Annotated in this window: 24 protein-coding genes and 2 tRNA genes; 14 read left to right on the top strand and 12 right to left on the bottom strand. The window is 43.2% G+C overall.

Annotated elements, in window-relative coordinates; genetic code table 11:
* Positions 1–9 precede the first annotated feature (9 nt).
* Positions 10–876 carry an alpha/beta hydrolase gene (locus tag EHO59_RS05735; RefSeq protein WP_135585614.1) on the top strand — a complete coding sequence of 289 codons (867 nt, stop codon included), beginning with the start codon at positions 10–12 and terminating at the stop codon, positions 874–876.
* Between the two features lie 86 nt (positions 877–962).
* Here EHO59_RS05735 and EHO59_RS05730 read toward each other — a convergent pair whose 3' ends face one another.
* Positions 963–2,168, bottom strand: a complete 1,206-nt coding sequence (locus tag EHO59_RS05730) for a hypothetical protein (RefSeq protein ID WP_135585612.1) — start codon at positions 2,166–2,168, stop codon at positions 963–965.
* Positions 2,169–2,591: 423 nt separating this feature from the next.
* On the opposite strand from EHO59_RS05730, the gene EHO59_RS05725 reads away from it, so the two are divergent.
* Together EHO59_RS05725 and EHO59_RS05720 are read left to right on the top strand one after the other, a co-directional pair.
* Complete coding sequence (locus tag EHO59_RS05725) at positions 2,592–3,410, top strand: hypothetical protein (RefSeq protein WP_135585610.1); 819 nt, start codon at positions 2,592–2,594, stop codon at positions 3,408–3,410.
* Positions 3,411–3,614: 204 nt separating this feature from the next.
* The gene (locus tag EHO59_RS05720) at positions 3,615–4,511 is read left to right on the top strand and encodes a hypothetical protein (protein WP_135585608.1); all 897 of its coding nucleotides are present in this window, start codon (positions 3,615–3,617) and stop codon (positions 4,509–4,511) included.
* A gap of 10 nt (positions 4,512–4,521) precedes the next feature.
* Here EHO59_RS05720 and EHO59_RS05715 read toward each other — a convergent pair whose 3' ends face one another.
* The gene (locus tag EHO59_RS05715; RefSeq protein ID WP_135585606.1) at positions 4,522–5,175 is read right to left on the bottom strand and encodes a DedA family protein; all 654 of its coding nucleotides are present in this window, start codon (positions 5,173–5,175) and stop codon (positions 4,522–4,524) included.
* A 51-nt stretch (positions 5,176–5,226) separates the two neighbouring features.
* Positions 5,227–5,571, bottom strand: a complete 345-nt coding sequence (locus tag EHO59_RS05710) for a hypothetical protein (RefSeq protein WP_167882078.1) — start codon at positions 5,569–5,571, stop codon at positions 5,227–5,229.
* A 134-nt stretch (positions 5,572–5,705) separates the two neighbouring features.
* Between EHO59_RS05710 and EHO59_RS05705 the strand changes: the two genes are divergently transcribed.
* The 3 genes from EHO59_RS05705 to EHO59_RS05695 all read left to right on the top strand — a co-directional run bounded on the left by EHO59_RS05705 (position 5,706) and on the right by EHO59_RS05695 (position 8,568).
* The gene (locus EHO59_RS05705; protein WP_135585604.1) at positions 5,706–6,611 is read left to right on the top strand and encodes a prohibitin family protein; all 906 of its coding nucleotides are present in this window, start codon (positions 5,706–5,708) and stop codon (positions 6,609–6,611) included.
* 277 nt (positions 6,612–6,888) lie between these two features.
* Entirely contained in the window at positions 6,889–8,169 is a 1,281-nt protein-coding gene (locus EHO59_RS05700) for a DEAD/DEAH box helicase (RefSeq protein ID WP_135585602.1), read from the top strand.
* 102 nt (positions 8,170–8,271) lie between these two features.
* Complete coding sequence (locus EHO59_RS05695; RefSeq protein ID WP_135585600.1) at positions 8,272–8,568, top strand: YciI family protein; 297 nt, start codon at positions 8,272–8,274, stop codon at positions 8,566–8,568.
* 72 nt (positions 8,569–8,640) lie between these two features.
* Here EHO59_RS05695 and EHO59_RS05690 read toward each other — a convergent pair whose 3' ends face one another.
* Both EHO59_RS05690 and EHO59_RS05685 read right to left on the bottom strand, forming a co-directional pair.
* Complete coding sequence (locus EHO59_RS05690) at positions 8,641–9,492, bottom strand: metal-dependent hydrolase (protein WP_135585598.1); 852 nt, start codon at positions 9,490–9,492, stop codon at positions 8,641–8,643.
* An 18-nt stretch (positions 9,493–9,510) separates the two neighbouring features.
* The gene (locus tag EHO59_RS05685; protein ID WP_135585596.1) at positions 9,511–10,362 is read right to left on the bottom strand and encodes a metal-dependent hydrolase; all 852 of its coding nucleotides are present in this window, start codon (positions 10,360–10,362) and stop codon (positions 9,511–9,513) included.
* Positions 10,363–10,797: 435 nt separating this feature from the next.
* Between EHO59_RS05685 and EHO59_RS05680 the strand changes: the two genes are divergently transcribed.
* Positions 10,798–10,871 (top strand) — tRNA-Val (locus tag EHO59_RS05680).
* A gap of 121 nt (positions 10,872–10,992) precedes the next feature.
* Here the strand turns inward: EHO59_RS05680 and EHO59_RS05675 are convergent.
* Both EHO59_RS05675 and EHO59_RS05670 read right to left on the bottom strand, forming a co-directional pair.
* Positions 10,993–11,871, bottom strand: coding sequence for a HEAT repeat domain-containing protein (locus EHO59_RS05675; protein ID WP_135585594.1), 879 nt, complete (start codon positions 11,869–11,871; stop codon positions 10,993–10,995).
* Positions 11,872–11,938: 67 nt separating this feature from the next.
* Complete coding sequence (locus tag EHO59_RS05670; RefSeq protein ID WP_135585592.1) at positions 11,939–12,502, bottom strand: polyhydroxyalkanoate synthesis regulator DNA-binding domain-containing protein; 564 nt, start codon at positions 12,500–12,502, stop codon at positions 11,939–11,941.
* A 180-nt stretch (positions 12,503–12,682) separates the two neighbouring features.
* Between EHO59_RS05670 and EHO59_RS05665 the strand changes: the two genes are divergently transcribed.
* On the top strand, positions 12,683–13,570 hold the full coding sequence (locus EHO59_RS05665; RefSeq protein ID WP_135585590.1) for a hypothetical protein: 888 nt from the start codon (positions 12,683–12,685) through the stop codon (positions 13,568–13,570).
* Here the strand turns inward: EHO59_RS05665 and EHO59_RS05660 are convergent.
* The 5 genes from EHO59_RS05660 to EHO59_RS05640 form a co-directional block, all read right to left on the bottom strand.
* Entirely contained in the window at positions 13,567–14,220 is a 654-nt protein-coding gene (locus EHO59_RS05660) for a DsbA family oxidoreductase (RefSeq protein WP_135585588.1), read from the bottom strand. The genes EHO59_RS05665 and EHO59_RS05660 overlap by 4 nt on opposite strands.
* A gap of 55 nt (positions 14,221–14,275) precedes the next feature.
* A complete protein-coding gene (locus EHO59_RS05655; RefSeq protein ID WP_135585586.1) occupies positions 14,276–15,046 on the bottom strand; it encodes a hypothetical protein in 771 nt (256 codons plus the stop codon).
* Positions 15,047–15,117: 71 nt separating this feature from the next.
* On the bottom strand, positions 15,118–15,633 hold the full coding sequence (locus EHO59_RS05650) for a TlpA family protein disulfide reductase (RefSeq protein WP_135585584.1): 516 nt from the start codon (positions 15,631–15,633) through the stop codon (positions 15,118–15,120).
* Between the two features lie 19 nt (positions 15,634–15,652).
* Complete coding sequence (locus EHO59_RS05645; protein ID WP_135585582.1) at positions 15,653–16,552, bottom strand: decaprenyl-phosphate phosphoribosyltransferase; 900 nt, start codon at positions 16,550–16,552, stop codon at positions 15,653–15,655.
* A gap of 478 nt (positions 16,553–17,030) precedes the next feature.
* Positions 17,031–18,599 (bottom strand): TrkH family potassium uptake protein, encoded by a 1,569-nt coding sequence (locus EHO59_RS05640; protein ID WP_135585580.1) that lies wholly within the window; start codon positions 18,597–18,599, stop codon positions 17,031–17,033.
* Between the two features lie 296 nt (positions 18,600–18,895).
* On the opposite strand from EHO59_RS05640, the gene fusA reads away from it, so the two are divergent.
* The 6 genes from fusA (at position 18,896) to EHO59_RS05610 (ending at position 24,859) form a co-directional block, all read left to right on the top strand.
* Complete coding sequence (gene fusA / locus EHO59_RS05635) at positions 18,896–21,016, top strand: elongation factor G (RefSeq protein ID WP_135585578.1); 2,121 nt, start codon at positions 18,896–18,898, stop codon at positions 21,014–21,016.
* Positions 21,017–21,108: 92 nt separating this feature from the next.
* Positions 21,109–21,765, top strand: coding sequence for an LIC_10271 family cell wall hydrolase (locus tag EHO59_RS05630; RefSeq protein ID WP_135585576.1), 657 nt, complete (start codon positions 21,109–21,111; stop codon positions 21,763–21,765).
* Between the two features lie 36 nt (positions 21,766–21,801).
* On the top strand, positions 21,802–23,031 hold the full coding sequence (locus EHO59_RS05625; protein ID WP_135585574.1) for an amidohydrolase family protein: 1,230 nt from the start codon (positions 21,802–21,804) through the stop codon (positions 23,029–23,031).
* A 24-nt stretch (positions 23,032–23,055) separates the two neighbouring features.
* Positions 23,056–24,114: a tetratricopeptide repeat protein gene (locus EHO59_RS05620; protein WP_135585572.1), complete on the top strand. Its 1,059-nt coding sequence runs from the start codon at positions 23,056–23,058 to the stop codon at positions 24,112–24,114.
* The gene (locus tag EHO59_RS05615) at positions 24,114–24,755 is read left to right on the top strand and encodes a Crp/Fnr family transcriptional regulator (RefSeq protein ID WP_135585570.1); all 642 of its coding nucleotides are present in this window, start codon (positions 24,114–24,116) and stop codon (positions 24,753–24,755) included. The genes EHO59_RS05620 and EHO59_RS05615 overlap by 1 nt, the downstream gene beginning before the upstream one ends.
* A gap of 27 nt (positions 24,756–24,782) precedes the next feature.
* Positions 24,783–24,859 (top strand) — tRNA-Arg (locus tag EHO59_RS05610).

The raw sequence follows: 24,859 nt of genomic DNA, 5'->3' as shown, positions 1-24,859 counted from the left end.
TCTTACCGAATGACTTGGGAACAAAACTATCATCTCGAAGACGGAACCTTTGTAGGAGCCGGAGACGTATCTATTTATTACAGGGCGTATCGAGCCAAGAACGCATCCAATCCTAAAACTTTAGTCGTGCATCATGGGATTGGAGAGCACGGAAAGAGATATGATAATCTAGTAGAAGCTCTTTCCGGAAAAGAATATAATATTTACCTAATAGATGCAAGAGGCCACGGAAAATCGGGAGGCAGTCGAGGGGTTGTCACTCATTTTAACCAATTCCTTGCCGACCTGGACAAGTTAATAGGCATCGCCAAACAAAAGGAAAATGTTAAGAAAGTAACTCTACTTGGTCATTCCATGGGAGCACTCATCTCTCTCTTCTATGCTGGAGAACCATCTTACCAAGCAAATCTGGATCGTTTAGTGCTAAGCGGCTTGCCGATTGCGGTTAAAACGGATCTCATCATGAATATCAAGAAGGGAGCGGGAAGTCTATTAGCAGGCGCATTCCCTACCTTAACAGTTCCGACAGGATTGGATGTAAATGCTCTCTCTCGGGACAAAGAAGTAGTAAAGGCTTATAAAAAAGATCCTTTGGTCCATGGTTCCGTCGGCGCTTACTTGGGAGACTTCCTGTTAACTTCTAAGGAAAAAGCACTCGAAAAAGCGGCGAAGATCCAAATCCCAGTCTATATGTTTCACGGAAAAGAAGATGCAATTGCACTTTCTGTCGGAACGGACGAGGCATTCGAGATCATTCCAGTTGCCGACAAAACCAAACATGTCTACGAGGGACTTTATCATGAAACCATGAATGAACTTCCTGCAGATAAGGCCAAAGTTTTGGGAGATCTAGTGAACTGGTTGCAGACTCACTAAGAACGAATCTTTCTCTAACTCTTAAAATAGAAAAAGCCCGGTAAAGAAAACCGGGCTTTTGTTTTTAGAAATCCAGAATACTAATCCTACTTCACCATATCCTGCAATTGCCTGACCTTTTGATCCTTTTCCGGAGCTTCCCAAGCCTTCAAAGAGAAATTATTTAAACTATATTCTTTGGTTTTAAAATTCTCCTTATAGGGAGCGATCAGTTCTTTATCTGGCTCGGTGGTCTTTGCTGCTAGGATCTTTTTCATTCCATCATCTCCCTGGCCGAACCAATCTGGGTCTACAGCCAGATTCACTCTATGACCTCTCAATTGAGTGAGAGCATACGGTCCTTCGTAGTCGCTCTCTCGTATTAGCTTTCCATAAAATAGAAAATCTACTTCTTGGCGGCCCGCTCCCAGTTTTCCATCAAAAGATGCCCAAGCGATCGGCTCTCCATTCGCAGCATTTACCAGGTTTCCTTCTAAATGATATGTTCCTGCCTTGAAGATATTCAGACCAACCTTTACGTTTAGAGAGCCTTCCTTTACATTATCCAAGAAGTATCCGCTCCATTCAGCAGGCTGATTCGGAGAAGCAAAGAAAGAAGTCAGTAGTTTTCCCTGCTTCTTCTCTTTAGCATAAACGAATTCTATCTCTAAAAACATATCTCCCCAGTCTTTGTAACTGGGTCTCCATTCGAATGTAAATACATTGTCCTTTGCCCGAACATCTCCGTCTATTCCGTGATCGTTCCCATACGGAGGAAGGGCCGCATACTTCACTCCATCGAATTCCTTCCAAAGCTTTACATTACGAACATCTACTGGAACTTTCTCATACGTAGCACTAAAACATTCTAGAGTAATATGGATCGGATCCTTGATCCCGATCGCGGCCCATTGCAAAGGCTGCAATTTGCAAGAGTAACCATTCCCTTTCTTGTCTTGAGGATGATCCACCATAGGAATAGCCACGAGAGGAATGAAATAAGGATCCAATAGATCTGCATTGTATTTTGTAAGAGGACGTGAGTTCGGTGGATATTCAGCCCATTCTAAATAATCTTTGAGAACTTTCTCTGGAGGAATTGCCTCATCTAATTTTTCCAAGTAATTCGGATCGCTTGATTCAGAAGAGCCACCACCCGGAGGACCTCCTTTCGCCATCCATTCTGCTTTCGCCTTCTTCTCTTCTTCTGATAAAAACCAACCGTTTTCTTCCGCTTCATCCCTTAATAGATAGAATACAAGGGCGAATACGATCGCAAGGCCCAGGTAAATAAAAATTTTTTTTTGATTCATTCCGCTGTGTTTCTCATTCCTATTCGGCTCACCTGTATATGAATATACGGAAGGCAACTCAACCCTTATTTTAAGGAATGCCCTTCTCCGCCGGAGCATAACCCTTTCGGACTAATTTGACTAGAACGTATTCGTTTGTACACCGTGCAATGGTTTGCCATTTCAACGAGTTTCTCCGTAATTTTTATTCCCAACGGTTGTTTTAAAAAACTTATAACAAACAGAGTATGCTATTGTAGCGATCGTTATATATTATATTTCTCTTATATTATAAATTTCATTTTTACATTTTTGTATTTAATCCGTTATGTTAAAAAAACTCCAATCACTTGACTCTAAACCCCTGCTAACCCATACTTGTAGACCGGGAAAATCAAGTGGCCTGGTCACTTGGTCTTCCCAAAAGATCGGAGAATAGAGAAGATGAAAAATTGGAAGAGTATGGTATTGGGATGTGTTTTCGCATCGTTGTTTGTTGGCTCGCTTTCCGCGCAAACCTACACGGTTTTCATTCACGGAAAATCTGACAGCAACCACAATGGAGTGGGAACTACGGACGTGAATAACTATTGGGGAACTGCGCCGAATTCTGTTTCCGGAGCAAAGATCTTCATCGGATACGATGGAACTTCTGACCCAAGAACTTATGGTAGCGCTCGTGCTCAGACCAATGTCACTACGGGCTTGAATACGTACTGCAAAGGTTCCAACTCTTGCAAGATCGTATGTCATAGCGCGGGTTGCTATGCAATTGAGTATTGGCTCTCGAATTTAGGAGGAACCACTTCTAGCAAAGGCTTTAACCTTACGAAAGTAACGGCATTAGCTTCCGCTTCCGGTGGATCCGAGCTTGCTTCTGCTCTGAACGGTGTTACGTTCGGATTCGCAGGAAATGCTATGGATAAATCCTTGATCGTTAGCACTGCTCGCGGCGCATACAATCACAATACCACTAATGGTATTACAGTGTACCAAGTACCGGGATCTAAAGGTATGGCCGGTGCTTCCTTGATTCTTCCTGGAGAAGACGATTACGCAGTCGCATTCCACTCTTCCTGCGCATATAATAAAGCAGGCGGTCTGGATGTTTGCCAATCGTCAGTGACTCAGTACGAAGGTGTTTGGCCGTTCGGTTCGAACGTAACCTATACCCAGTTCCAAGGTCATACAAGAGCTCCTTCCGTTGGATCAGCGGGACTGTATTTAAACCACAGTGAATTGAAAAACGAAGGCTGGAGATAATCCGGTTCAAAGCGCGTCGAACCTCGGCGCGCTTTCGTTTTCCTACCTAAATAAACCTTTTTTTTCTTTCCAACTCGAACAAAGCCCTCTTAATAGAACCTTCCCATATCCTTAACAAAGGCAAGAAACTCTACTCGTGCCAAGAGCATCTTGGATTGTTTCTTCTCTCGAAAAAGGTCATACTCTCTCGGTATATTAGAAATTATGAAACTTCTTTGTATAGTTCTCCCATTGCTTTTATTTTCTTGTTCTCAGATCCGCTGGAGACCCGCAAGCCTTGCAGTCGAAAGAGGATGGTCCGAATCCGGAAAGAATATAGTTCAAACCGAAGTATTGTATGAAGAAAAAGATTCGTGGAATCCTCTCACTGGCACAACGATCAAAAAAAATTATCGCACTAAATTCAGGATCTATGATTTAAGCGAGCCTCAAAGAGCCGAAGGTGATCCTCCCATCTATTCTTATGAAATAGATTCCTGGACATTGCCTGGATCAGTGTACTTTCATTCCGAGACGAATCGACTCTTCTGGATCCAAGGTTCAAACGACGAGTATGGAAGTACAAATCGATTTCCCGCGGTCTGGTCTCCGAAAGGATTTCACTCTTTTGATCCGAAAGGATTCTTGAAAGAAGGACAGACGATTCTTCATTTCGTACCTTCTCCGGATGGAGGAACTGCCGCAATGATCCTGGGCAACTTGGATCCAAATTTAGAGATCCAATCGCCAGTCTTAGTACTTGCAGATGCGAACGGACAGTCTTCTTCTTTAGATAGTTCTTATACGGAATTCATTTTGAATGAATGGAATGAAACTCCTGAATACAGGATCCGTTGGTCTGAAAATTCTTCCGAATTATTTGTTCGAGTAAAGGATACTGTATTTAAAGCGAAGGAGAAGGCTAAGAAATTAGAAGAAGCGAAGGAGTTTCCTCGTTGTTTCTTTCCGCCTTCTAATTTTGGGCCTGTGGGTATTAGTCCTGCGGGAAGTGGTGGCGACTCGGACCGCAAGAGAGATATGGAGCCGCCTCCTTTTAAGAGATACAAGGACAAACCCTTTGTGAAGAAGATCTCACAAATCCGGGATTGCCCTTCTTCTTAAATAATGATCTTTAACTCTGAGAGCGTTTTGCCTTTCTAGATTCTCTAATAAATTCTATGATCGCAGGCATTACCGAGATAATGATAATAGCAAGGATCACTATCTTGAAGTTTCTTTGAACGAACTCAAGATTTCCGAACTTGTATCCTCCAAGAGTGAATACTAAGATCCAGAGAACCCCGCCAACAATATTATAAAGAATGAATTTACCGTACGTCATCTTTCCTATTCCGGCCACAAAGGGAGCAAAGGTACGAATGATCGGTATGAATCTGGCGATGATGATTGTCTTTCCGCCGTATTGCTCGTAGAATCTGTGAGCCTTTTCTAAGTGCTGCTTATTCAGAAAAGGAATCTTTTCTTTAGAGAGGATCTTATCTCCTGCCAGATTCCCTATGGAGTAATTTACTGTGTCTCCCAGAATAGCTGCGATAACGAGTAGGATCAGAATAGTTCCAAGATCCAGGCTTCCCCTTGCTGCAAAGGCTCCCAAAGCGAATAGAAGACTATCCCCAGGAAGGATAGGAGTTACTACCAAACCGGTTTCGCAAAAGATGATCAGAAATAGAATAAGATAGATCCAAGTCCCGTAAGCCAGGATCAAAGCATCCAGATGCTGCTCTAAATGCAGAAAAAAGTCCAAAACGAATTTGATGGTTTCCAAAATCTTGCCTCGAAGTCAGATTCGAGGGCCTTTCGAAGAAGTCAAACGTCTTCACGACTCCGGAAAGAGGCCGACTTGATCGCCTCCATGCTTATAAATCTTAGTAGGGTAATTTAAACGGATTTTTTCGGAGGAAACTCCTCTCTTGTCGGGTCTTATCCTAGCATCAAACTCTACCGGATCTCCTTGTTTGAGCCTTAACTTTCTGAATCTGGTAGAATAATAAAATTCCTGGGCGAAGATCACCTTACGTCCCGAAACAAGCAGTCTTATGTCTTTGATGAGGATCCTGGATTTTTCTTCACTTCTATGAACGAGAATAGATCCTACGACCCCTTTAAACCTGGTTCTAATCTTAGGCAAATCCTTAGGATCGTCTTCTATGTCTTTGCCCATCGTTACCAAATAAGAGAAAAAGAATAGATTCGTACAACCGTTTTTCTTACCGTTCATTCCGATTCCCTTTCAAAGGGAAACGTTCCGAACTATAACCCGGTCCAATAATAAGATAGGACTCTCCGGAGATTTTTATGAACAGGTTTCACTTCTTTTCCCACAAATTCGGCTTACTTGCAGTCCTTGTCCTAGGCCTGATTGCAGGCACAGGCTGCTATACAAATATCCGTCCAGGAGAGGCGGGACTCAGATACCATCCTCTTACCAGCGGTTTGCAGAGAGATTTACTGACTAACGCTCTCTACTTCTATGCGCCTTGGAATGATATCATTCTGTATCCTACTCAATGGACTTCTTATAAGGAGAAAGTAGACGTTCTTACAAGGGACGATTTGACCATCAATGTGGTTGCAGCAGTCATTCTCAGACCGGTTCCAAGTGAGATCTATAATCTTCAGATAGAGATCGGTCCTGATTATTATGAAAAGGTGGTCCGTCCTCAGTTTAGAACCTCGGTGCGTAACGCGTTATCCGCTTATAGCATGATCCGCATCTCCAAAGAAACTCCGAAAGTTTCCTCCGATATCAGACTGGCTCTAGGTGATAAGCTTAGAGGAAAGCATATCGAAATCGACGATGTGATCATTGACGATATCGAATATAGTCGTCCGATCCTAACTGCGATTGAAGGAAAGCTCACAAAAGAGCAAGAGCAAGAGCAGATGAAATTCGAGATCAATATCGCTAAGAAAGATGCTGAGATCACAGTGATCCATGCAGAAGCAAAAGCAAAATCCACTGCAATCGAGGCGGAAGGTAATGCTCAGGCAATCGTGATCGAAGCTCAAGCAAAGGCAAAAGCGCAGAAACTCATTGCGGCCCAGTTAACCAAGCAGTATCTACAGCTAAAGGCATTCGAAAATCCGAATACCAAGCTATTACTCGTTCCTACAGGCAAAGATGCATTACCAATGATCTTCAATATGCCTGACTCTGGAAGAATTCCTACTGCTCCGGTGGATGCGAGCCCACAACCTTAGTTTCTTCTTCTTTCCTCCCGTTTAAACCAGCGGGAGGAAATTTCCTAACTCTGGCAGAAAAGTTTAAACTCTCTAATATCAACTTTAATAGCGGGCGGAATCAAAATTCCGCATGCGCGCTTTGCTAAAAAACCAAGGTAGCGTCTGAAGCTCTTTTTAAAAGCCTGCGGAATAGAAATTCCACTTCCGCTCGGCGAAGTTGATCCGCATAGAGTTTCAATTGTAAATAGAGAACAAAAAATTTTCTCATCTTGTTTCCTTAAGAACCGCTCTTTCTATGAAAGAGCCGAATTATAACCCAGAGCAAAAAGAAATCATAGAAGATACATCAAGATTTCTGCAAGTGATCGCAGCGGCAGGTTCCGGAAAAACGAGCACATTAGTTGGAGTAGTTAAGAAGGAATTAGAAAGAAAAACTTTAGGCGAAGAGATACTCGTCTTAAGTTTTACCCGAAAAGCCGCAGGAGAGATCCGAGAAAGGATCCATAAGCAAACCGGGATCGAAACAATTAGAGTTCATACCTTCCATTCCTTTTGTTTAAGAGCGCTAACTACTTGGCATCCCGACTTCAAAGAGAACCGACCCTCTATCTTAATGCCTTCGGAAAAGAATGCATTCTTTCGAGAATGGTTCCGAAGAGAGTCCGATAGCATAGGAGGAATCCCGTTCGAATTATTGAGTGGAGATCTCTCACTACCCAAAGATTTTTCTCAATCTTGGAAAATTCCTCTATTAGAAGATTATAAAGAATATAAATCAAGAGAGCATAAACTGGATCTAGATGATCTGGTTACATTGTTCTTAGATTCGTTAGAAAGCTCGGAACCTTGGACTGAAATCCCAAAATCTATTCTAAAGCGCATCCTAGTAGACGAGTTTCAAGATACAGACTCGGAACAATTGCGCTTCTTAAAGCTCTTATCCGATCGCTCGAGAATAACCGTGGTTGGAGACGATAGCCAAAGCATCTACTCATTCAGATCTAGCGACCCCAGCATCTTTTTGAATTTTCCGGATCTATTCTCTCCCTGTTCTCGAAAATTTCTGAGCACCAACTATAGATCCTTGCCTAAGATCGTAGAGGTTTCTTCTATCCCGATTGAAAAGAACGAGAATCGAATACCTAAGACAGTCCTCGCTCACAGAAAAGGAAGTTCGAAAATTGGAAGACTGAAAATGGATAAGATCAGTGATCTGTTTTCTTCCTTAGGAGAATTTTATAAGCAAAGCCGAGGAGACATTCGCATACTATGCAGATCCAATCATAGGATCCGTGAATATTTAAGAGCTGGAATTCCTTCCGAACTATTGCTTACGATCCATGCTTCTAAGGGTTTGGAATTCCATACGGTATTTGTGGACCTTTCCGATGGATGGAATCTCCGAAAGGATTCGCCGATCTCTGTTTGGGAAGAAGAGAGAAGGGTCTTGTACGTAGCATTGTCCAGAGCCAAGGATAATCTTGTGATCTTAGGCAAGAAGAGTCTCTCCAAACGAGAAACTGCCGAAGATACATTCTTCTCTTACTTTAAGAAAGAAGTCCCTATTTTGAAATAGAAGACCTTATCTTCTCAGAATATTTTTAAGAAGGATCCGAATTTAAAACTTCAATCGATTGCCAATCGAGTTAAAAATCAAAAAGCTGGAAGTACAAAGCCTATGAAATTTTTCCTGATTGAAATCGAATATATTGTACCGATCGAAAAGCTGGACGAGGTCACTCCTGCTCACAGAGAATTCCTACAAGTTCAATATGATAAGGGAATATTACTAATATCCGGCCCGAAGGTTCCAAGAGTCGGAGGAATGATTATCGCCAAATCTTCTTCTCAAGAGGAACTACAAGACCTGATGAAGGATGATCCTTTCTTAAAGCAAAACTGCGCGAAGTATACGTACAAGGAATTTGCCCCGGTCAAGTATCAGCCTTTTCTTAAGGATTGGTTAGGGATCTAAGAAAGAAAAAAACCGCTTCCCGTTCTATTTGATTCGAACCGGGAAGCGGGGAGCAAAGTGATTGGATGGGTGCTAAATAGTTATAAGAGCTTCGTTTGCAAGCTCATAACCGCCTGTTTGGTCCGGATGAAAATCCTTCTTAAAATACAGAAGAGAAAGTTTTACAAGCCTAGGATATAGTTTTCTTCCGAAATCCCTAGAGGCGTTGAGGTCTTGGAAATATTTACGAATTCCCACCTTCTTGTCCGCAAGTAAGAACCAATGCTGAAACGAAATCGAATATCCCCAAAACATAAAGGATGCGATGATGAATCCTAGTATTCTCAAGAAATAACTCTTGGAAACCGTCTGAAGAACATCATAAGCTACTGACTTATGCTCTATCTCTTCGCAAGCATGCCAAAGAAGAAGGTTTCTCATGTCTCCGTAAGCATGCTCGTGCAATTGATGGCGAATAGAGATCTCAGCCATGCTTGCAGTATAATGTTCCAAGCCAGCAGTCACAGCAAGCTTCAACTTCTTACCAAAAATGAATTCAAAAAGAGGGAGAAAGAAACTAAAAGCGGTCCATTGATACGCCTTCACCATGAAATTGATGGGCCTATTCTGACCTTTTAGTACTTCTAGAATCTTTTCGTGCTCTTTGCCGTGTTGAACTTCCTGGCCAATGAATGCCTTCACTCGATTGGCTAGGCCCGGATCTTTTACTTGATCCGCAAAAGCCTTCACACTCTTGATAAAGAATCTCTCCCCTTCCGGAAAGAGAACGTGATACGCATTCACGTTGTGAGTCAAATATGCATTATTCGCAATATAATGGTCCGGCAAATTTTCCAAACCTTCGAAATTCATTTTTCGAACAGTAGGAGAATTCGCGTCAATGGATTTCAGATTTCTCTTCTTTGTCTCTGTTTGAACACTCATGTTAATCCTCTTCTATTTTTAGATGGTGGCCAATGCTGCGTTTGCCAGATCGTATCCGCCGGTTTGATTCGGATGAAATCCCGGTTTGAAATAAAGTAGGGACATCTTTCCCACTTCGAACACAATCAGCTTTGCATAAGAACGAGCACTTATTAAGTCCGCAAAATATCTACGGAATCCGATCTTTGGATCTGAAAAGATAAATAGATGCTGTAAAGTAAATGCATATCCCCAGAACATCACGGATGCTACTATAAATCCGAAGATCCTAAGCACATAGCTTTTAGAAATCGTCTGAAGAACATCATACGCAACCGATTTATGTTCTATCTCTTCGCAAGCGTGCCAAAGAAGAAGGTTTCTCATCTCACCTTCCGCTTGGTCGTGGAGATTATACTTTAAGGAAACTTCTCCCAAGGAAGCGGTATAATGCTCCAAGCCTGCAGTCACAGCAAGCTTAAGCTTTTTGCCAAAGATAAACTCAAGAACTGGCCAGAAGAATCCGTAAGCAGTCTTAGCATAAAATTTTAATATTCTAGAAACAGGACGACCTTGTTTCTCCAACATTTCCAGAGCCTTCTCATGCTCCTTTCCGTGTTGGACTTCTTGGCCGATAAATCCTTTGATACGACTCTGAAGATCAGGATCGGTCACTTGGTCTGCAAAAGCTTTCACGCTCTTAATAAAGAATCTTTCCCCTTCCGGAAAAATTACATGATACGCATTCACTGTGTGGGTGATAAAAGAATTCCCCGCAACATAGTAATCGGATAGTTGATCCAACCCTTCAAAGTCCATCTTGCGCACAGTCGGCGAGTTCCCATCGATGGGCTTAATTTTACGTTCCTTTTTCTGAGTCTGCACTGGCATCTGTTTCTCCCCCGTTTTCATCGGGTTTTGTAGCACACACTATAACCGCTGAGAAGAGGACTAGCGCGCCGATCTCGGAAAACCCTCGCCGATTTTGAAATCAGCCAGGAAAACTAGCTAAAATCCCAGAAAACACCCTTTTTAATACAGTTGTTACGTAAAAATAAGGCGGCTAGTTCCAAAAGAAATCGCAAAGAGTTCCCACGTAGTAGGAACTGCCAGCGAAAGTCCTTGAAGAAAGAATGATTTTGTGATAGGGAAAAGGCGCTCCCACAAGCCACTCCCCCCACCCAAAATTCAGGGTGGGGGCGCCAAAAAAATCCAAATGTAGGAACTCTTACTCACTTCACCGAAAGTGGATCACATAGATCCGCTTCCAACCTTCTGATCGAAAAGGCTTTACGGCTCGATTTGCAACGAAATACTGACTGTACCGGGGGATTAGCTCAGCTGGTTAGAGCGCTACCTTGACATGGTAGAGGTCACTGGTTCGATCCCAGTATCTCCCAGGTTTTCCTACCTTTTCCCGCAAATATTATAAGATCTGAATAAGATCAGTTCCCACTCTCTGCAATAAAAAAGGCCCCCGAACTTGGAGGCCTTCTTAAACTTGCTTTATAAGCAAAGATCCTACTCTCTAAAATAGAAAGGAGTATTGGCAGGCATCTTGAATCCAGTGACATTCGCCAGGTCCTTCTTGATCTGCTCTCTTACGATTTGGTCATGCTCGATCAGCAATGCTTCTCTTAGAGAATATTCTCCGGCCTTTAAGTCCACTTCTCCAACTGCCATAGAAGCTCGATAGCGCACCATCGGAGACTCATCTTTTAAGAAGGAGCAGAGATCATGGAATTTTTGGTTCGCAATACGATTGATATAAACGATCGCATTTAAGATCGCTACCTTCGCATAAGGATTCTTCTCCTTATCGATTGCGGAATTTAACTGGCTTAGAGTATCTTTTCTATTCAAATTCTTTAAACCGTCTGCCGCAGAGGCGCGAATATAAAAATTAGAATGGCTTAAGCCTGCGATGATTGCGTCTTGGTTTTCCTTGGTATAAGGTAAAAGGCCAACATTCCTTAATAATTCTCCTGTAGAGATCACAAGATTATAACCGTCAGGAGCGCTAAATGTCGGCTGATCATTTTCTTGCACAAGTGCAGAAGCTCTCTTGATCTCATCCACCATAGGAGGACCTGAGATCTCCGACTCCATTGCTCCTAATGCCTGAGCGATCACGAATTTTAAAGAAGGAGAATTCTCATCCGATTTAGGAACATTCGGATTTCCTTTAAGTGCTTTGAGAAGGGGACGGACCGCAAGTTTGCTGGTCACAAATTTTAAATAGTCGGCCGCTTGGATCTTTTCTTCCAAACTTCCGCTGTCCAACTTCCTGACTTGATCGTAGAATAATTGGTCCAGCTTTTCGTGGATCATTTCCTTCGCAGAAAGATTGAATGCAAAAACTGAAATGATTCCGAGGCTAAGGATTCTCAAAATAGACATGGGTTCCCCCTGTAGAAAGTATCGGATCTTGGAAGCCCGGTCTTAACCCGAGCAGGGAGAGAATCGATTATAAGGACTCGGTTTCCTTGACCCTTTCGGCGATCCTGCGAATTTTCTCCGAGAGATCCTCGACCGCCAATTCCTTTTCTCCCCCTTCTTCCAGCTCCCTTCCGACTTTTTTCAGGTCTTCCTGTATTTGTTCGCTGTTTTCACTGGCTCTTTGGGCGAGATGGGTCAACAAGTCCTCTCGATAGCTTTTCACTTCTTCAAGTCTAAGTTCCCCCAGCGCTACCATGCTTTGGAGGATCCTGTCCATTTTCTCTTTGGTAAGATATGCGAGTCCGATACCGCCTAGGACCAATCGTCCGAACAAGGCGCTGATATTCTTTCCAGTCTCTCGGATCAGAGCAGAAAGCATGTAATTGGAAAATTCTTCGTTTCTTTGGCCGAGGCTGACTTTGAGAAAGGTCTGTCCCAAGATCTTAGGAGTGATGTCCTGCCCGCTCATATTATCGATCACTTTGATCTCTTCGCCAGAGATGATCATCTCTGCCACGTCTTCCAAAGTGATGGTCTTACTGGTTTCGGGGTCGTACAACCTTCTATTTGCGTATCTTTTTAGAACCTTCATTCTTTGTTTTGCTCGTGCCCTGGCTTAGGAAGAATGCCCTCAAGCTGTTTGCCTCAAGGGGCAAACTGGTTTTTATTTACGATTTCCCTTTCCTAGTTGCGAGTTTTTCGCAACGCACCAATTCTAGGATCGGACGAAAATCCCCAAGGTCAAGGAAAAAACCCGTCCTTCTTAACTGCGATGAACTTACTGTCCGACGTTTTACTTCTGCATCGACTAACTTCGGATGAACTCGACTTCCTAGTCGCCTTATTGAAGTGGAAAGGAATTGAACAGACAGAATGGGTCACCTCATCGGGTTTTCCATCCGCTTCTAAAGAAACTTTAATCTGGAAATCTTCAGTGATTCCGGATGATATTCGATCCGCTCTGGATTGGTCAAGAGAGGTCTGTCTCGTCGGTCGTTTCGATCCGGAAGAAAAGAATTCTTTTTTAAGAGCCGGAGCTACTCGAGTCTACGATCTCAATTTCTTTCCTCTGGAAGAATTTCCTTTCTTTCGTTTCTCTAAACCCTTGCATCCGGAGATGGTACTTCTTACGGAGAATGCGGACCTATTCTCTAAATATAGATCTTTACTGCGCGCCTGCGGCTCCAATGCTCATTGGTGCAAAGATATTTTAGGACTTCCTAATATGCTAAAAGAGACTAAACCGGGAGTATTGCTACTGGATGCGGAATCCTTTTCTCCCAGGGATCTAAGTCCTAGGATTAAAAGTCTTTTAGGCGCTCCTTATTTTCCTTTGAGCTTCTGTCTGATCGATTTCAACCGGGAGAATGTCTACCAAAACCTGGCCACCGGCCTCAAGGATATAGCAAAGGCTTTCTTCGAGTCTCGGGATCTTCTTCTTTTCTTACGAGATAGACTGGCACTTTCTCCCTCTCCCAAGGAGTCCTTATTCCAAGCGATTGATTGGAACGGAAGTCCCAGAAATATAAGAGAATTCGAATTTACGAATGTTCCGGACGGGGTGTTGGAAAGAGCAGAAGCCTCTTATTTATACAGGATCAGAAGGCTTTTTTTATGGTTGGGAGAAGGGACCAGCAGAGGAACCGAGATCTCTTCTTAAGCCCCAGCCTCTGATTCCAATCTTTCAAATACTTGTAGGAACAGTTCCGGCCCCTGAGCTCCGGAAACCGCATACTTATCATTGAAAATATAAAAAGGAACTCCAGTCACACCCATGATCTTTCCTTCATTCTCTTCGTTTGCGATCTCGGAGAGGAGTTTAGCATCGTTTCGGACGTTTTCGAGTTCTATCTCCGGCATTCCTACCTGAGCCAATCCTTCCTTAATGACAGAGTCGTCGGATAGGTTTTTGGATTCGGAGAAGAATTTGCTAAAAAAGATTTCAGCGAGTTCGGCTTCCTTATTATAATTTCTAGCCTTGCGTATAAGTGCGTGTAATAAAAACGTATTCGGTTGATGGCCTTGTAATATATTAGAGAATTGTAATCCGTCTTCCTTAGCGATGTCGGTTACTCTTTGGGTCATCATCTTCACTCGGTCCAAGGAACCGAATTTTTTGACCATGTGTAATTCTCTGTCCTCTCCTTCATCAGGAAGGTCAGGGTTCAATTGAAACGGCTTCCAACTGACCTGGATCTTGTCCTCAGGATGGTTGGCCTTCCAGGCTTCAATGGCCTGTTCCAATCTTTTCTTACCTATATAACACCAAGGACAAACTACGTCGGAATAAATCGATACTGTTGTTTCCAAATCACTACCCTGTAATCGTTAGACTTACAAGACGCAAGAAATTAGCATTCTTTTTTTACTCTTCATCCAAGAGTTCTGCAGCTTCGATCTCTTCCAAGCCTCTGTTTGGAAAGGCTTGCTCATAAAAAAGCGCAGCAAACAGATCAAAGTCCTCATCTGCGGGAAGGTTCTTCTTCTCCCAATACTCGTTCCTTCTCTTGATCAGAACGGAGATCGTCTCATCTTCTAAAGAAAATTCCATTCCACCTTTGTTCAACCTTCGGATCAGCCAATTCAGATTGTGCATGAAGAAGTTTCCGGTGAATTCTAGAGTAGAGAGGGAAGGCTCTCTCTTCATTAATGTTTCCGTATGATACAAAGGTATCCTTAAATAATGAGCATCCTTTGTCTGTTGGTACTGTTTATATCCGGAAGAGATGGATTCAAAAAAAGCCATGGAATTCACATAAGAAGAATGAATGAGTTTCTCCTTTTCCGGGTGAAGGCGAATGATATCAATCAAGTCCACGAAGTAATCTTTCTGAGCGGCTTCTCTCAGAATGGAATCCAAAGGATATGGTCTAGGCTCTGAGTCAATCAGCCTGACGTAGAGATATTTTACTTCGTACGCGAAGCGTGATTCTCTCGGAATATAATATTCTATCCAGATAGGTTCTTTATAATAATTAGCGAGTTCTTCTGCGGGAAGGTCAGGAGTGACGCTCAAAGATTTGAGCTTTTTCACGTCATCCGTTATGACCTTATTGCCCTGGACCCTGGTTCTAGAGCGTTTGATCTGACGCAATTCGCTTTTATTTAAAAGCGGTTTAGGTTTATAAGAGTCCATGGTATTGATTATCGGAAAACCGAATCACCAAATTCAAGAGTGAGTGAGGTTTCCTTTCTTTCTAGGACGGATCAAGTCCAGAAAATTCTTGTCCAGAGAAGTCGTAAAAACATCCCGAAAGGGCTCATAATTCCGGATTCCGCAAAACGGACCCTTCCTTCGCCGTCCAAAATGTAAAAGCTAGGATAGCCTCTGATTCCCCAATCCCTAAGCAACATAGGATTGCCTACGATCACTGGAAAATCTATGTTTTGCTTTTCCAGATAATTCTTGAGAGCTACTTCGCTGTCCCCTTCTTCTACACTGATAAATGCAAAACGGCTTTGTTCTTTTAAAGTAGAAGCATACCATTTCACTAAAGGAAGATTCGTATTGCAGACTCCGCACCAAGTCGCCCAAAAATAAACGACAGTTGTTTTGCCCTTGATGCTAGCCTTCTCTCCCACAGGAGTTCTGAACTCTTTTCCATCCAGACTCAATACAGGTTCTGTGTCTAAGGCTCTAAACCAGGCCAAGAAAAAAGTAGCGGCTAATAAAAGAGTAAATGCTCCTCCATATTGTAATGCCGATTTCACCTTCTGATTCATTTCCTAGTTTAGACCTTTATTATAGGTGAAAAGGAAGACTTTGTCCGGAACCTGAGTACATGATCCAAACTACAAGTAAAAGCCACAGAAATCCCGCCATAAGGACACCCCAATCAGTGAGGATCGCTTTTGTAGGATTGTGCCCCATGTTCTTGATATAAATAATATAGAGAGATCTAAAGATCGCATAGACTACGATAGGAATGGTATACACCATTTTATCCGTTCCCAAATTTTCTATCGTATGCGGACTAGTCACATACATAACGTAAGTAACTAGAGTCATGGTTGCTACAATTCCCATCATAAGATCTAAGAAATTCACCGAGTATTCTTCTAAGATCTTGCGATGACCTTTGGCTCCTTCTTCCAAGATGATGAGCTCTCCCCTTCTCTTTCCAAAGCCCCAATACAAAGCTAACATGAAAGTACAGAGAAGAAGCCAGGATGAGAAACTAACTCCTACTACGATGGAACCTGCAATGGCTCTCACTACGAAACCGAAAGAAATGCTCATCACGTCCAAGATAACCATGTGCTTTAAGAATCTGCTATATACTACATTAAAGATCAGATATCCGGTTACCCAGTAGAAGAATTCAGGCTGCAACTTGAACGAAAAAATAAGAGTAAAGGAAAGAAGGATCGCAGTGAAGAAGAGAGCAATCGTAGGTGAGATCGCGCCGGAAGCAAGAGGTCTATGCTTTTTTTCAGGATGCAAAGCGTCTTCTTTGCGATCCATAAAATCATTCACTACATATTGGCAGCTCGCAGTTAAGGAGAACAAGAAGAAGGCATAAATTGCTCTCTCTACAGATTCTATATCGCCTAGCTTTTTACCGAAAATGATTCCCGCAAAAAGGATTATATTCTTAACCCACTGATGCGGTCTTAAAAGCTTTATGTAAGAAAATAGCATTCTTTCTCCCGAAGATCAATTCGCCTGTAGAGGCCAGATTGCTTATAAATCTAAGGTTTGCAAGGGAATTTTAAGCCGCTTCGAATGGCTGTTTTTGACTTAAAAAGTCGAATTCTGGAAAAACATCCGTCTCTCCGACTCCGCAACTCATCTTTCGAAAAGAACATTCTCTATACCTTAAGGAGTATCAGTCCTAAAACAAAATGGGTTCTTATTTTCGAATTAAAACAAATGCAGTTATTATAATATGATTTTAGGCTTTACACCTATATTTTGTTAGCTTATATCAATTGCACTATGCATAGAAAAATAAACTACAAGATCGTCGATACTCAGGAGCCGTTGAATCAGGATGCTTTTGACGCTTTGGGATTATTGGGATTCGAGCTCATAACGGTCATCTACAATCAAAAAAGCGAATATTTCATCTACCACTTCAAACAAGTAGAAGCTTCTCATTAAGAGAGTCCGTGAGACGTTAACCGACTTGGATCTTGACCCCGTCGTCTTGTGCGCCTAAGGTTCCAAGTCCGGAATGTCCCGTAAATGCGATCAAGAGAGTAAATACTCCGACTCGGCCCACATACATGATGCATGGGTATAGGAATTTTTCCACACCGGTGATATAAGGAGTCAATCCTTTTGAAAGTCCTACTGTTCCGAATGCGGACATGACCTCAAAGAAAATATCCTCTATTCCATGCCTGTGACCATTGGCCAATGTAATGACCAACATAAAGAACACGATAGAGATGGTTGCTAAGAAATAGATCCTCGTAGAGATTGCGACAGAGTTTTTGGAGACATCTTCTCCCATGATGCTCACTCTGGCTTGCGGGTTGATCACATTTCTTAAATACATGAGTAGAATTACAAAGGTGGTGATCTTAATTCCTCCTGCCGCTCCCTGAGGTCCTCCTCCTACAAACATCAGTGAACATAGCAATACATAAGTAGGACTCCTAATCTCGGAAAGATCGAATGTATTGAAGCCTGCTGTTCTAGAAGATACGGAAAGGAAGAAAGAATTAAACAATTTATCTATAAAAGAGAACTTACCTATGGTCTCCGGGTTATCCCATTCCGTAAATAGGATACCGATCCCACCTACATGGACCAATATTAAACTTCCATAAAGTAGAAGTTTCATCTGAATCCTGCTGGACTCACCTCTCAATGCCTGGCGATACAATGCCAATCTTTCTTCGGCCCAGAATGACATTCGAATGAGAAGAAGATAGATCCAAGAAGGTTCCTTTCCTTCTTCCAAGGCTCTGGACATGAGATAAGTTTCCATAGCAACTTCTACTCGATTCATTACATTGCGAAATGCTTCGAGAAGTGTCTTTTCAAAGAATAAGATAACTGGGAATCCGATCCCGCCCATGACTACTAAACTTTCCACAACTAGTAGAGCCAATGGATCCCTGGATAAGAAGGAAAGATCGTCTACGATCGAAAAGCCCGCGTTATTGAATGCAGAAACTGCAGTGAATAAACTTAAGAAAAGACGATTCGGCTCCCCAGGCAAATCGCTAAGATCATCGGGCATCGTTATATAGAGCAGGCAGGCTCCTAACAATTCGATGGAAAGTGAAATATTCAAAATTGATAATAAGATCCTACGAACATACGGAGCCTTTTTATTCTTTCCATCATCGGATTCGTGAGAGTCTATCGCCTCAAAGAAGAAGGCTGCAATGCGAGTACTTCTTGAAAGGCCACGAACCACTAGGATTCCGACGAGCACCGCAAAGGTAATAATCCCCAAGCCTCCGATCTGGAACAAAAAGAGCATGATCACTTGAGAAGAAAACGCCAGTTCGCTTACAGGGATCGTGGTAAGTCCGGTAACGCAGATGGCAGAAGACGCCAGATAAAAAGAATCCGCATAAGAAACCCTTCCCGCCTCGGAAGCGTAGATCATGAAAGAGCCTAAAAGAATGGCGCCTGCAAAGCCGAGACAAAGGATCCGGGCCACCGAAAGCAATAAGAAGGAGCGAGCGATCCTATTAACGTTGCGTTTTAGAAATTTGAATTGGCCCATGAGAAAGGGAATACCCTTTCCAGGAACTATTTTGGCCTAGGCATTCGGGGGCAATGACTTTCTGCAGGCAAGAAAGGGAGCTAAAATCAGATTCTATATTACATTTCCAAATCGACATCTGATTGCATCTATAACCGGAAACGATCTTTACAAACGCGGTTCTTTTAGAAATCTGGTAAGAATTAGGGTTCCTTTACCTAAGGAACCCAGTCAGATTAGTATCCGCTAAAGATCCTATTCTACTCTGCATAAGATTGAATGGGGATCCTTAGCGTAGGCTTTTAAAGAGGACTCTAATGAGCACTGCAGTTGCGGACTTCAAACCCACCGAAAAACTCCTAAAGACTAGGAACATCGGTATTTCCGCCCATATCGACTCAGGAAAAACAACCCTGACCGAGAGGATTCTATTTTATACGAACCGTATCCATGCCATCCACGAAGTTCGTGGTAAGGACGGAGTCGGAGCAAAAATGGACAGTATGGAATTGGAGAGGGAAAGAGGAATCACCATCCAATCCGCTGCTACTTACTGCCAGTGGAAGAACCATACTATCAACATTATCGATACTCCGGGTCACGTTGACTTCACAGTAGAGGTTGAGCGCTCTTTGAGAGTTCTTGACTCAGCTATTCTCGTGCTTTGCGGAGTTTCCGGTGTGCAATCTCAGTCCATCACTGTGGACAGACAGATGCGCCGTTATAACGTTCCTCGCGTCGCTTTTATCAATAAACTGGACCGTACAGGTGCGAATCCTTTCCGCGTGATCGAACAATTGCGTGAGAAACTGAAGCATAACGCAGTTCCTGTTCAAATTCCTATCGGACTCGAAGGAGATCTAGTAGGGATCGTTGACCTGGTCATCATGAAAGCCGTTTATTTCGAAGGAAAAGACGGAATGGAAATCGTTGAGAAAGAGATCCCTGCAGAACTACAAGAACTCGCTCAGAAAAAACGCGAAGAACTCTTGGATGCAGCTTCTATGTTCTCTGACGAACTGACAGAAGCAATGCTTGAAGGCGAGCCTACTGTTGAGCAGATCAAAACTGCAATCCGCAACGGAGCGATCTCTCTTAAGCTTACTCCTGTTTTCATGGGTTCCGCTTTCAAAAACAAGGGAGTTCAAAAACTTCTGGATGGAGTTCTGGATTATCTAGCTTCTCCTGTTGACGTTGTTAACTCCGCTCTGGACATCAAAAACGAGTCCGAGAAAGTTGTATTACCTTCTGATAAAGACAAACCTCTCGTTTGCCTCGCGTTCAAACTCGAGGACGGACGTTATGGCCAGTTGACCTATGTGCGCGTCTACCAAGGAAGAATCCAAAAAGGTATGACCATCTACAACATGTCGACCAACAAGAAACATAACGTTGGTCGTCTATGTCGTATGCACTCAGACGAGATGGAAGATATCGAATTCGCAGAAGCGGGAGATATCATCGCATTATTCGGTATCGATTGTGCTTCCGGGGATACTTTTACCGACGGAAAAATGAACGTTTCCATGGAATCCATGTTCGTTCCTGCTCCGGTAATCTCTCTTACAATCGAGGCCAAAGAATCCAAGCACCTGAACAACTTGGCAAAAGCACTAAACCGCTTTACCAAGGAAGATCCTACGTTCCAAACTCACGTAGACCAGGAATCCGGACAAACCATCATCAAAGGGATGGGAGAACTTCACCTCGAAGTTTATATCGAAAGGATGAAACGAGAGTATGGAGTGGAGCTGATTACTGGAGCTCCTCAGGTTGCGTATCGTGAAACCATCACTGCTCGCGCAGACTTCGACTATACCCACAAGAAACAAACAGGTGGTCAAGGTCAGTTCGGACGTGTTGCTGGATTCATCGAGCCGATCCCATTGGAAGAAGATAAGACTTACGAATTCGTAAACAACGTTGTGGGTGGAGCGATCCCTCGCGAATACATCTCTTCTGTAGATAAAGGATTCAAGAGCTGTTTGGATCGCGGTAGCATGATCGGATTCCCTATCATCGGAGTAAAATTAACCATCAATGACGGTTCTTACCACGATGTAGACTCTTCCGATATGGCATTCCAGATCGCAGGACGCTATGCATTCCGCCAAGGTTTCAGCAAAGCAAATCCTCAGATTCTTGAGCCTATCATGAGAGTAGAAGTAGACGGTCCTGCGGAATTCCAAGGTCCAATCCTTGCTTCCTTGAACCAAAGACGAGGAATGATCCTAAACACCACCGAGCAAGACAGTTATTGCAAAGTGGAAGCTGAAGTTCCTTTGGCAGATATGTTCGGATACTCTACAGTAATCCGTTCCTCTACCCAAGGAAAGGCAGAATTCTCTATGGAATTCTCTCGTTACGCTCCTGTTCCAAGAAACGTAGCAGAAGAATTGCAAAAGAAATACAAGCCGAACTCCAAAGACGAAGATTGATCTTAGCAAAGATCATCCTTTTTGGAAAAAAGGGAGCCAACTCGGCTCCCTTTTCTTTTTTGAACGGCTCCTAAATTGCCGATAAATACTGCATGCGGGAATACTTTTCATTCCAATCCGTTTGCCTCAGAATTCTATTCGTATTCTTTCTCCCGCTAAATGTTTTTGGTGGGGCTCCCGCAAAAACGCATACCGTCCAACCCAAGGAGACTGCATTCTCGATCAGCCGAAAGTATGGGATCGATTGGAGGATCCTAATGGACTGGAATGGTAAGAAGGATACGGAAGGTCTAAAAGTGGGAGAAAGGCTTCGCATTCCTCCGGATCCGAACTCTAAAAATTCGGAAACACCTAGTTCTTCTTCGCATTCTTCCGTCTCTTATGGAAATGGAAAGTTTCATTCTCCTTTGAAGAAGCTTCCTCCAGTCGCCTTGCCTTATTCCAATCTCTCCTATTATCCGAATCGGGGAGTCTTATTCAAGGCGGGACGCTTCAAAGAAGTGCATCCTGCTTCCTCGGGCAAAGTAGTTGTACTGGACCAAATGGACGGTTATAGGAAATATATTATTTTGGAGCATAAGGGCGGATATTCCAGCGTATATGCCAACCTTCGATCCGTTTCCGTAAAGGAAGGAGAAACGGTCAAGCCTGAAGATCTCTTAGGAGAACTGGAAGACGGAAAGGGCCTTTATTTTCAGGTCAATCAGGGGAATAAAGCAATTGATCCGATTCCTCTTCTGAGAAATTAATATAGAATTTCAGTATATTAGGTTTTTTGCACTTAAATGGAATGGGAAATCGTAAATTCTAAAGCGGTTACTCCGAAAGGAGTCTTGGAGAACGCAACAATCAGGATCCGAGACGGTAGGATTGTATCGATCTCTTCTGGAACTCCCAAGGATTCCCTTCCCATTCGATTGAATCTGGGCGGGCTATTCGTATTTCCTGGATTAATAAACGCACACGATCATCTTCTGGGCACCTATCTTCCTAAAGTGGGAACCAATCGCCCGTATTTGAATTGGCTTCCTTGGGACAACGATCTCAAATCCTCAGTCGTATACGCCGAAAGACAGCAATTGGAGCCGGAACAACTCTATCTTTTAGGTTCTTATAAGAACTTGATCAGCGGAGTTACGACTGTATTGGATCATATTCCCCACTTCGTCCAAACGCCCTTCTTAGAAAGATCTCCAGTACGGATCCTGGATCATTTTACTTTAGCCCACAGCATTTGTTCTTATTCTTTGAATTGGGGAGACGGACCCGAAATAGAATATGCAAGGGCAAAGGAAGGAAACCTTCCCTTCGTAACTCATATCAGCGAAGGATTTGATGAAGAATCCAGAGAGGCAGTTCGTTATCTAAAGTCTATCGGTTGTTTGGGAGAAAATACGGTACTCGTTCACGGGATCGCATTCGATTCGGAAGATATCAAGAGTCTTGCCCAAGCAAAAGCTCATCTAGTCTGGTGTCCCGAATCCAATTTGTTTATGTTCGGCAAGACCACTTCCATACAAGAGGTCTTAGAGGCTGGGATTAACGTAAGTCTCGGAACTGATTCCCCGATGTCGGGCTCCTTGAACCTTCTGGATGAGATCCGTTCCGCACGAAATTTCTTTCAGAAAGAATACGGCAAAGAATTAGATCCTAAAATTGTGTTTCGCATGGTTACAGAAAATCCGGCCAAAGCTTTACGAATTTCGAATGATTTAGGAAGTTTGGAAGCCGGAAAGATTGCGGATCTACTTGTGCTTTCCTCCGAAAAGGATGACGCGTACCAAGCTCTTTGCTCTGCGGATCTTTCCTCCGTACGTTTGGTAGTGCGGGATGGAAAGCCCTCCTATGGCGACCATTCTTTGAAAGAATTTTTCGACGAAACAGGCGTCGTTGGACGCGAAATTAAGATCGCGGGAACCGATAAATACCTTGCAGGAGACCCCCTAGGGTTGCTAGAATCGGTCACCCGGGCCCTTGGTTACAAAAAGGATTTGGCATTTTTTCCTGTCGGGTGAGATTAAGAGAAGAAGGTAACGGTCTTGGCTGGGCCCATAATCCGAACTTATAAAGGCGGCTCTATTATTTACTTCGAGAAAGATCGATCGGAGGATATCTATGTCCTTCGCCAAGGTCGCGTCGTACTCACTTACACTGCAATCGATACAGGCTACGAAGTAAAAGAAGATGTGAGACTCGGAGAATTCTTCGGAGTCAAATCCGCTCTCGGAAAATATCCTAGAGAAGAGACCGCTCAAGTAGTGGGCGGAGCCACAGTTCTAGTATTCAAATTAAACGACTTCGAAGTATTCGTTTCCGAAAAAACCCATCTCATTCTCAAGATGATGAAAGTTTTTTCCAGCCAGCTTCGCCAAGTTCATAAGAAATTGAGAGAGATTCTCGGCCAAGCAGAGGCAAGAAATCCCGCGTTCGAGTTAATGAACGTTGCAGAAGTATTCTATAAGAATAATAACTTCGAACATGCTGCCTATGCCTTTGGAAAATACTTGGATCATTATCCGACCGGACCTTATGCAGGAAGAGCCACCGAGCTTCAGGATCTATCTAGAAAGGGAACTCCTTATCCGATCAATATGCCTCCTTTGGTGTACGAAGCTGCTTCTACTAGCAGAATGACCCAAGAGAATCTGCAAAACATCATGAAGCCTGCCGCAGAAAAAACGAACCTGGGCGCAGGCACAGACAACACGATTACTTCTCTCTATAATCGAGCTCATACCTTCTTGAACGTAGGTAAATTCGAAGAGGCCGCTGCAATCTTTAAAGATCTGATGGTTCGCAACGATTTCAAATACGATAGCGAGAAGAAGTTAGTAGATAATGCACTCTTCCAAATGGGAGTCTGCTTCTTAAAATTGAATAATCTGGAAACAGCTAGCAATACCTTCTCCGCATATATCAAAAAGCACCCTTCTGGAGAATCCGTAAAAGAATCCCTTTTCCATTTGGCAGAGATTGCGGAACAACAGGGAGATCGCCAAAGAGCAGGAATGCTATTCGGTAAGGTAGCATTACTTCCTCCCGAGAGAGACAGCCTATCTCAGAAAGCAAGGCAGAAAGCCAAGGAGCTCAGCGCTTAATGGATTTAATGCTCGAGTCCATGTTCTCCAAGTTCGGTAAGACCTACGAACCGAACCAGATCATATTTTGCGAGAACGAGCCAGGAAACGATTTCTTTCTCATCCAAGCAGGAAAGGTAAAGATCACCAAAACTGTAGGAAATTCCATCAAGACATTGGATATCCTGGAGCAAGGAGATATCTTCGGAGAGATGGCGATCTTAGAGGAGCAGCCAAGAAGTGCGACTGCAATCGCTATTTCCGAGGTAAAGGTGCTCAACTTCAATCGTGCAAATTTCGAACTCTTACTCACAAAGAACCCTACTCTCGCACTCAAGATCCTAACTATCTTCTCCGTACGTATTTATGATGCTAAACGAAGATTGCTCATCCTTCTTCTGGACGATATCATCGGAAAAGTTGCCGACGTATTTCTCATGCTCTATGAGAAGATGCATACTCACACTGAGTTCAAAGAAGTTGTATTGAACGTAACCGTCGAGGACGTAGCAGACTGGTGCGCCCAGCCTGTGGGAGAGGTCCAAAAGGTGGTTAACCAATTTGCGAAAAGCGGTAAAATCGAGATTTATTCAGATAAAATCGTTATTCACAATATCAACGACTTCCAGAGAATAGTCTCCCAGAAGCGCAAGCCTGCTTAAACAGGGACGCGTCTCTTAAACTGACAAGGTCCCGTAGCTCAGGTGGACAGAGCAGAAGTTTCCTAAACTTTTGGTCGGAGGTTCGAATCCTCTCGGGGCCACCA

Origin of the sequence: Leptospira semungkisensis (assembly GCF_004770055.1) — a bacterium.
Classification (GTDB): Bacteria; Spirochaetota; Leptospiria; order Leptospirales; family Leptospiraceae; genus Leptospira_B; species Leptospira_B semungkisensis.
This window is presented reverse-complemented; position numbering and strand designations above follow the sequence as displayed.

Excerpts from the sequence above, each read along its gene's own strand:
- EHO59_RS05725 (WP_135585610.1), top strand. The coding sequence starts at position 2,592 with ATGAAAAATTGGAAGAGTATGGTATTGGGATGTGTTTTCGCATCGTTG.
- EHO59_RS05720 (WP_135585608.1), top strand. The coding sequence starts at position 3,615 with ATGAAACTTCTTTGTATAGTTCTCCCATTGCTTTTATTTTCTTGTTCT.
- EHO59_RS05640 (WP_135585580.1), bottom strand. The coding sequence starts at position 18,599 with ATGGGCCAATTCAAATTTCTAAAACGCAACGTTAATAGGATCGCTCGC.
- EHO59_RS05730 (WP_135585612.1), bottom strand. The coding sequence starts at position 2,168 with ATGAATCAAAAAAAAATTTTTATTTACCTGGGCCTTGCGATCGTATTC.
- EHO59_RS05625 (WP_135585574.1), top strand. The coding sequence starts at position 21,802 with ATGGAATGGGAAATCGTAAATTCTAAAGCGGTTACTCCGAAAGGAGTC.
- EHO59_RS05685 (WP_135585596.1), bottom strand. The coding sequence starts at position 10,362 with ATGCCAGTGCAGACTCAGAAAAAGGAACGTAAAATTAAGCCCATCGAT.
- EHO59_RS05690 (WP_135585598.1), bottom strand. The coding sequence starts at position 9,492 with ATGAGTGTTCAAACAGAGACAAAGAAGAGAAATCTGAAATCCATTGAC.
- EHO59_RS05705 (WP_135585604.1), top strand. The coding sequence starts at position 5,706 with ATGAACAGGTTTCACTTCTTTTCCCACAAATTCGGCTTACTTGCAGTC.
- EHO59_RS05700 (WP_135585602.1), top strand. The coding sequence starts at position 6,889 with ATGAAAGAGCCGAATTATAACCCAGAGCAAAAAGAAATCATAGAAGAT.
- EHO59_RS05645 (WP_135585582.1), bottom strand. The coding sequence starts at position 16,552 with ATGCTATTTTCTTACATAAAGCTTTTAAGACCGCATCAGTGGGTTAAG.
- EHO59_RS05695 (WP_135585600.1), top strand. The coding sequence starts at position 8,272 with ATGAAATTTTTCCTGATTGAAATCGAATATATTGTACCGATCGAAAAG.
- EHO59_RS05735 (WP_135585614.1), top strand. The coding sequence starts at position 10 with ATGACTTGGGAACAAAACTATCATCTCGAAGACGGAACCTTTGTAGGA.
- EHO59_RS05665 (WP_135585590.1), top strand. The coding sequence starts at position 12,683 with ATGAACTTACTGTCCGACGTTTTACTTCTGCATCGACTAACTTCGGAT.
- EHO59_RS05630 (WP_135585576.1), top strand. The coding sequence starts at position 21,109 with ATGCGGGAATACTTTTCATTCCAATCCGTTTGCCTCAGAATTCTATTC.
- EHO59_RS05615 (WP_135585570.1), top strand. The coding sequence starts at position 24,114 with ATGGATTTAATGCTCGAGTCCATGTTCTCCAAGTTCGGTAAGACCTAC.
- EHO59_RS05675 (WP_135585594.1), bottom strand. The coding sequence starts at position 11,871 with ATGTCTATTTTGAGAATCCTTAGCCTCGGAATCATTTCAGTTTTTGCA.
- EHO59_RS05650 (WP_135585584.1), bottom strand. The coding sequence starts at position 15,633 with ATGAATCAGAAGGTGAAATCGGCATTACAATATGGAGGAGCATTTACT.
- fusA (WP_135585578.1), top strand. The coding sequence starts at position 18,896 with ATGAGCACTGCAGTTGCGGACTTCAAACCCACCGAAAAACTCCTAAAG.
- EHO59_RS05670 (WP_135585592.1), bottom strand. The coding sequence starts at position 12,502 with ATGAAGGTTCTAAAAAGATACGCAAATAGAAGGTTGTACGACCCCGAA.
- EHO59_RS05655 (WP_135585586.1), bottom strand. The coding sequence starts at position 15,046 with ATGGACTCTTATAAACCTAAACCGCTTTTAAATAAAAGCGAATTGCGT.
- EHO59_RS05710 (WP_167882078.1), bottom strand. The coding sequence starts at position 5,571 with ATGGGCAAAGACATAGAAGACGATCCTAAGGATTTGCCTAAGATTAGA.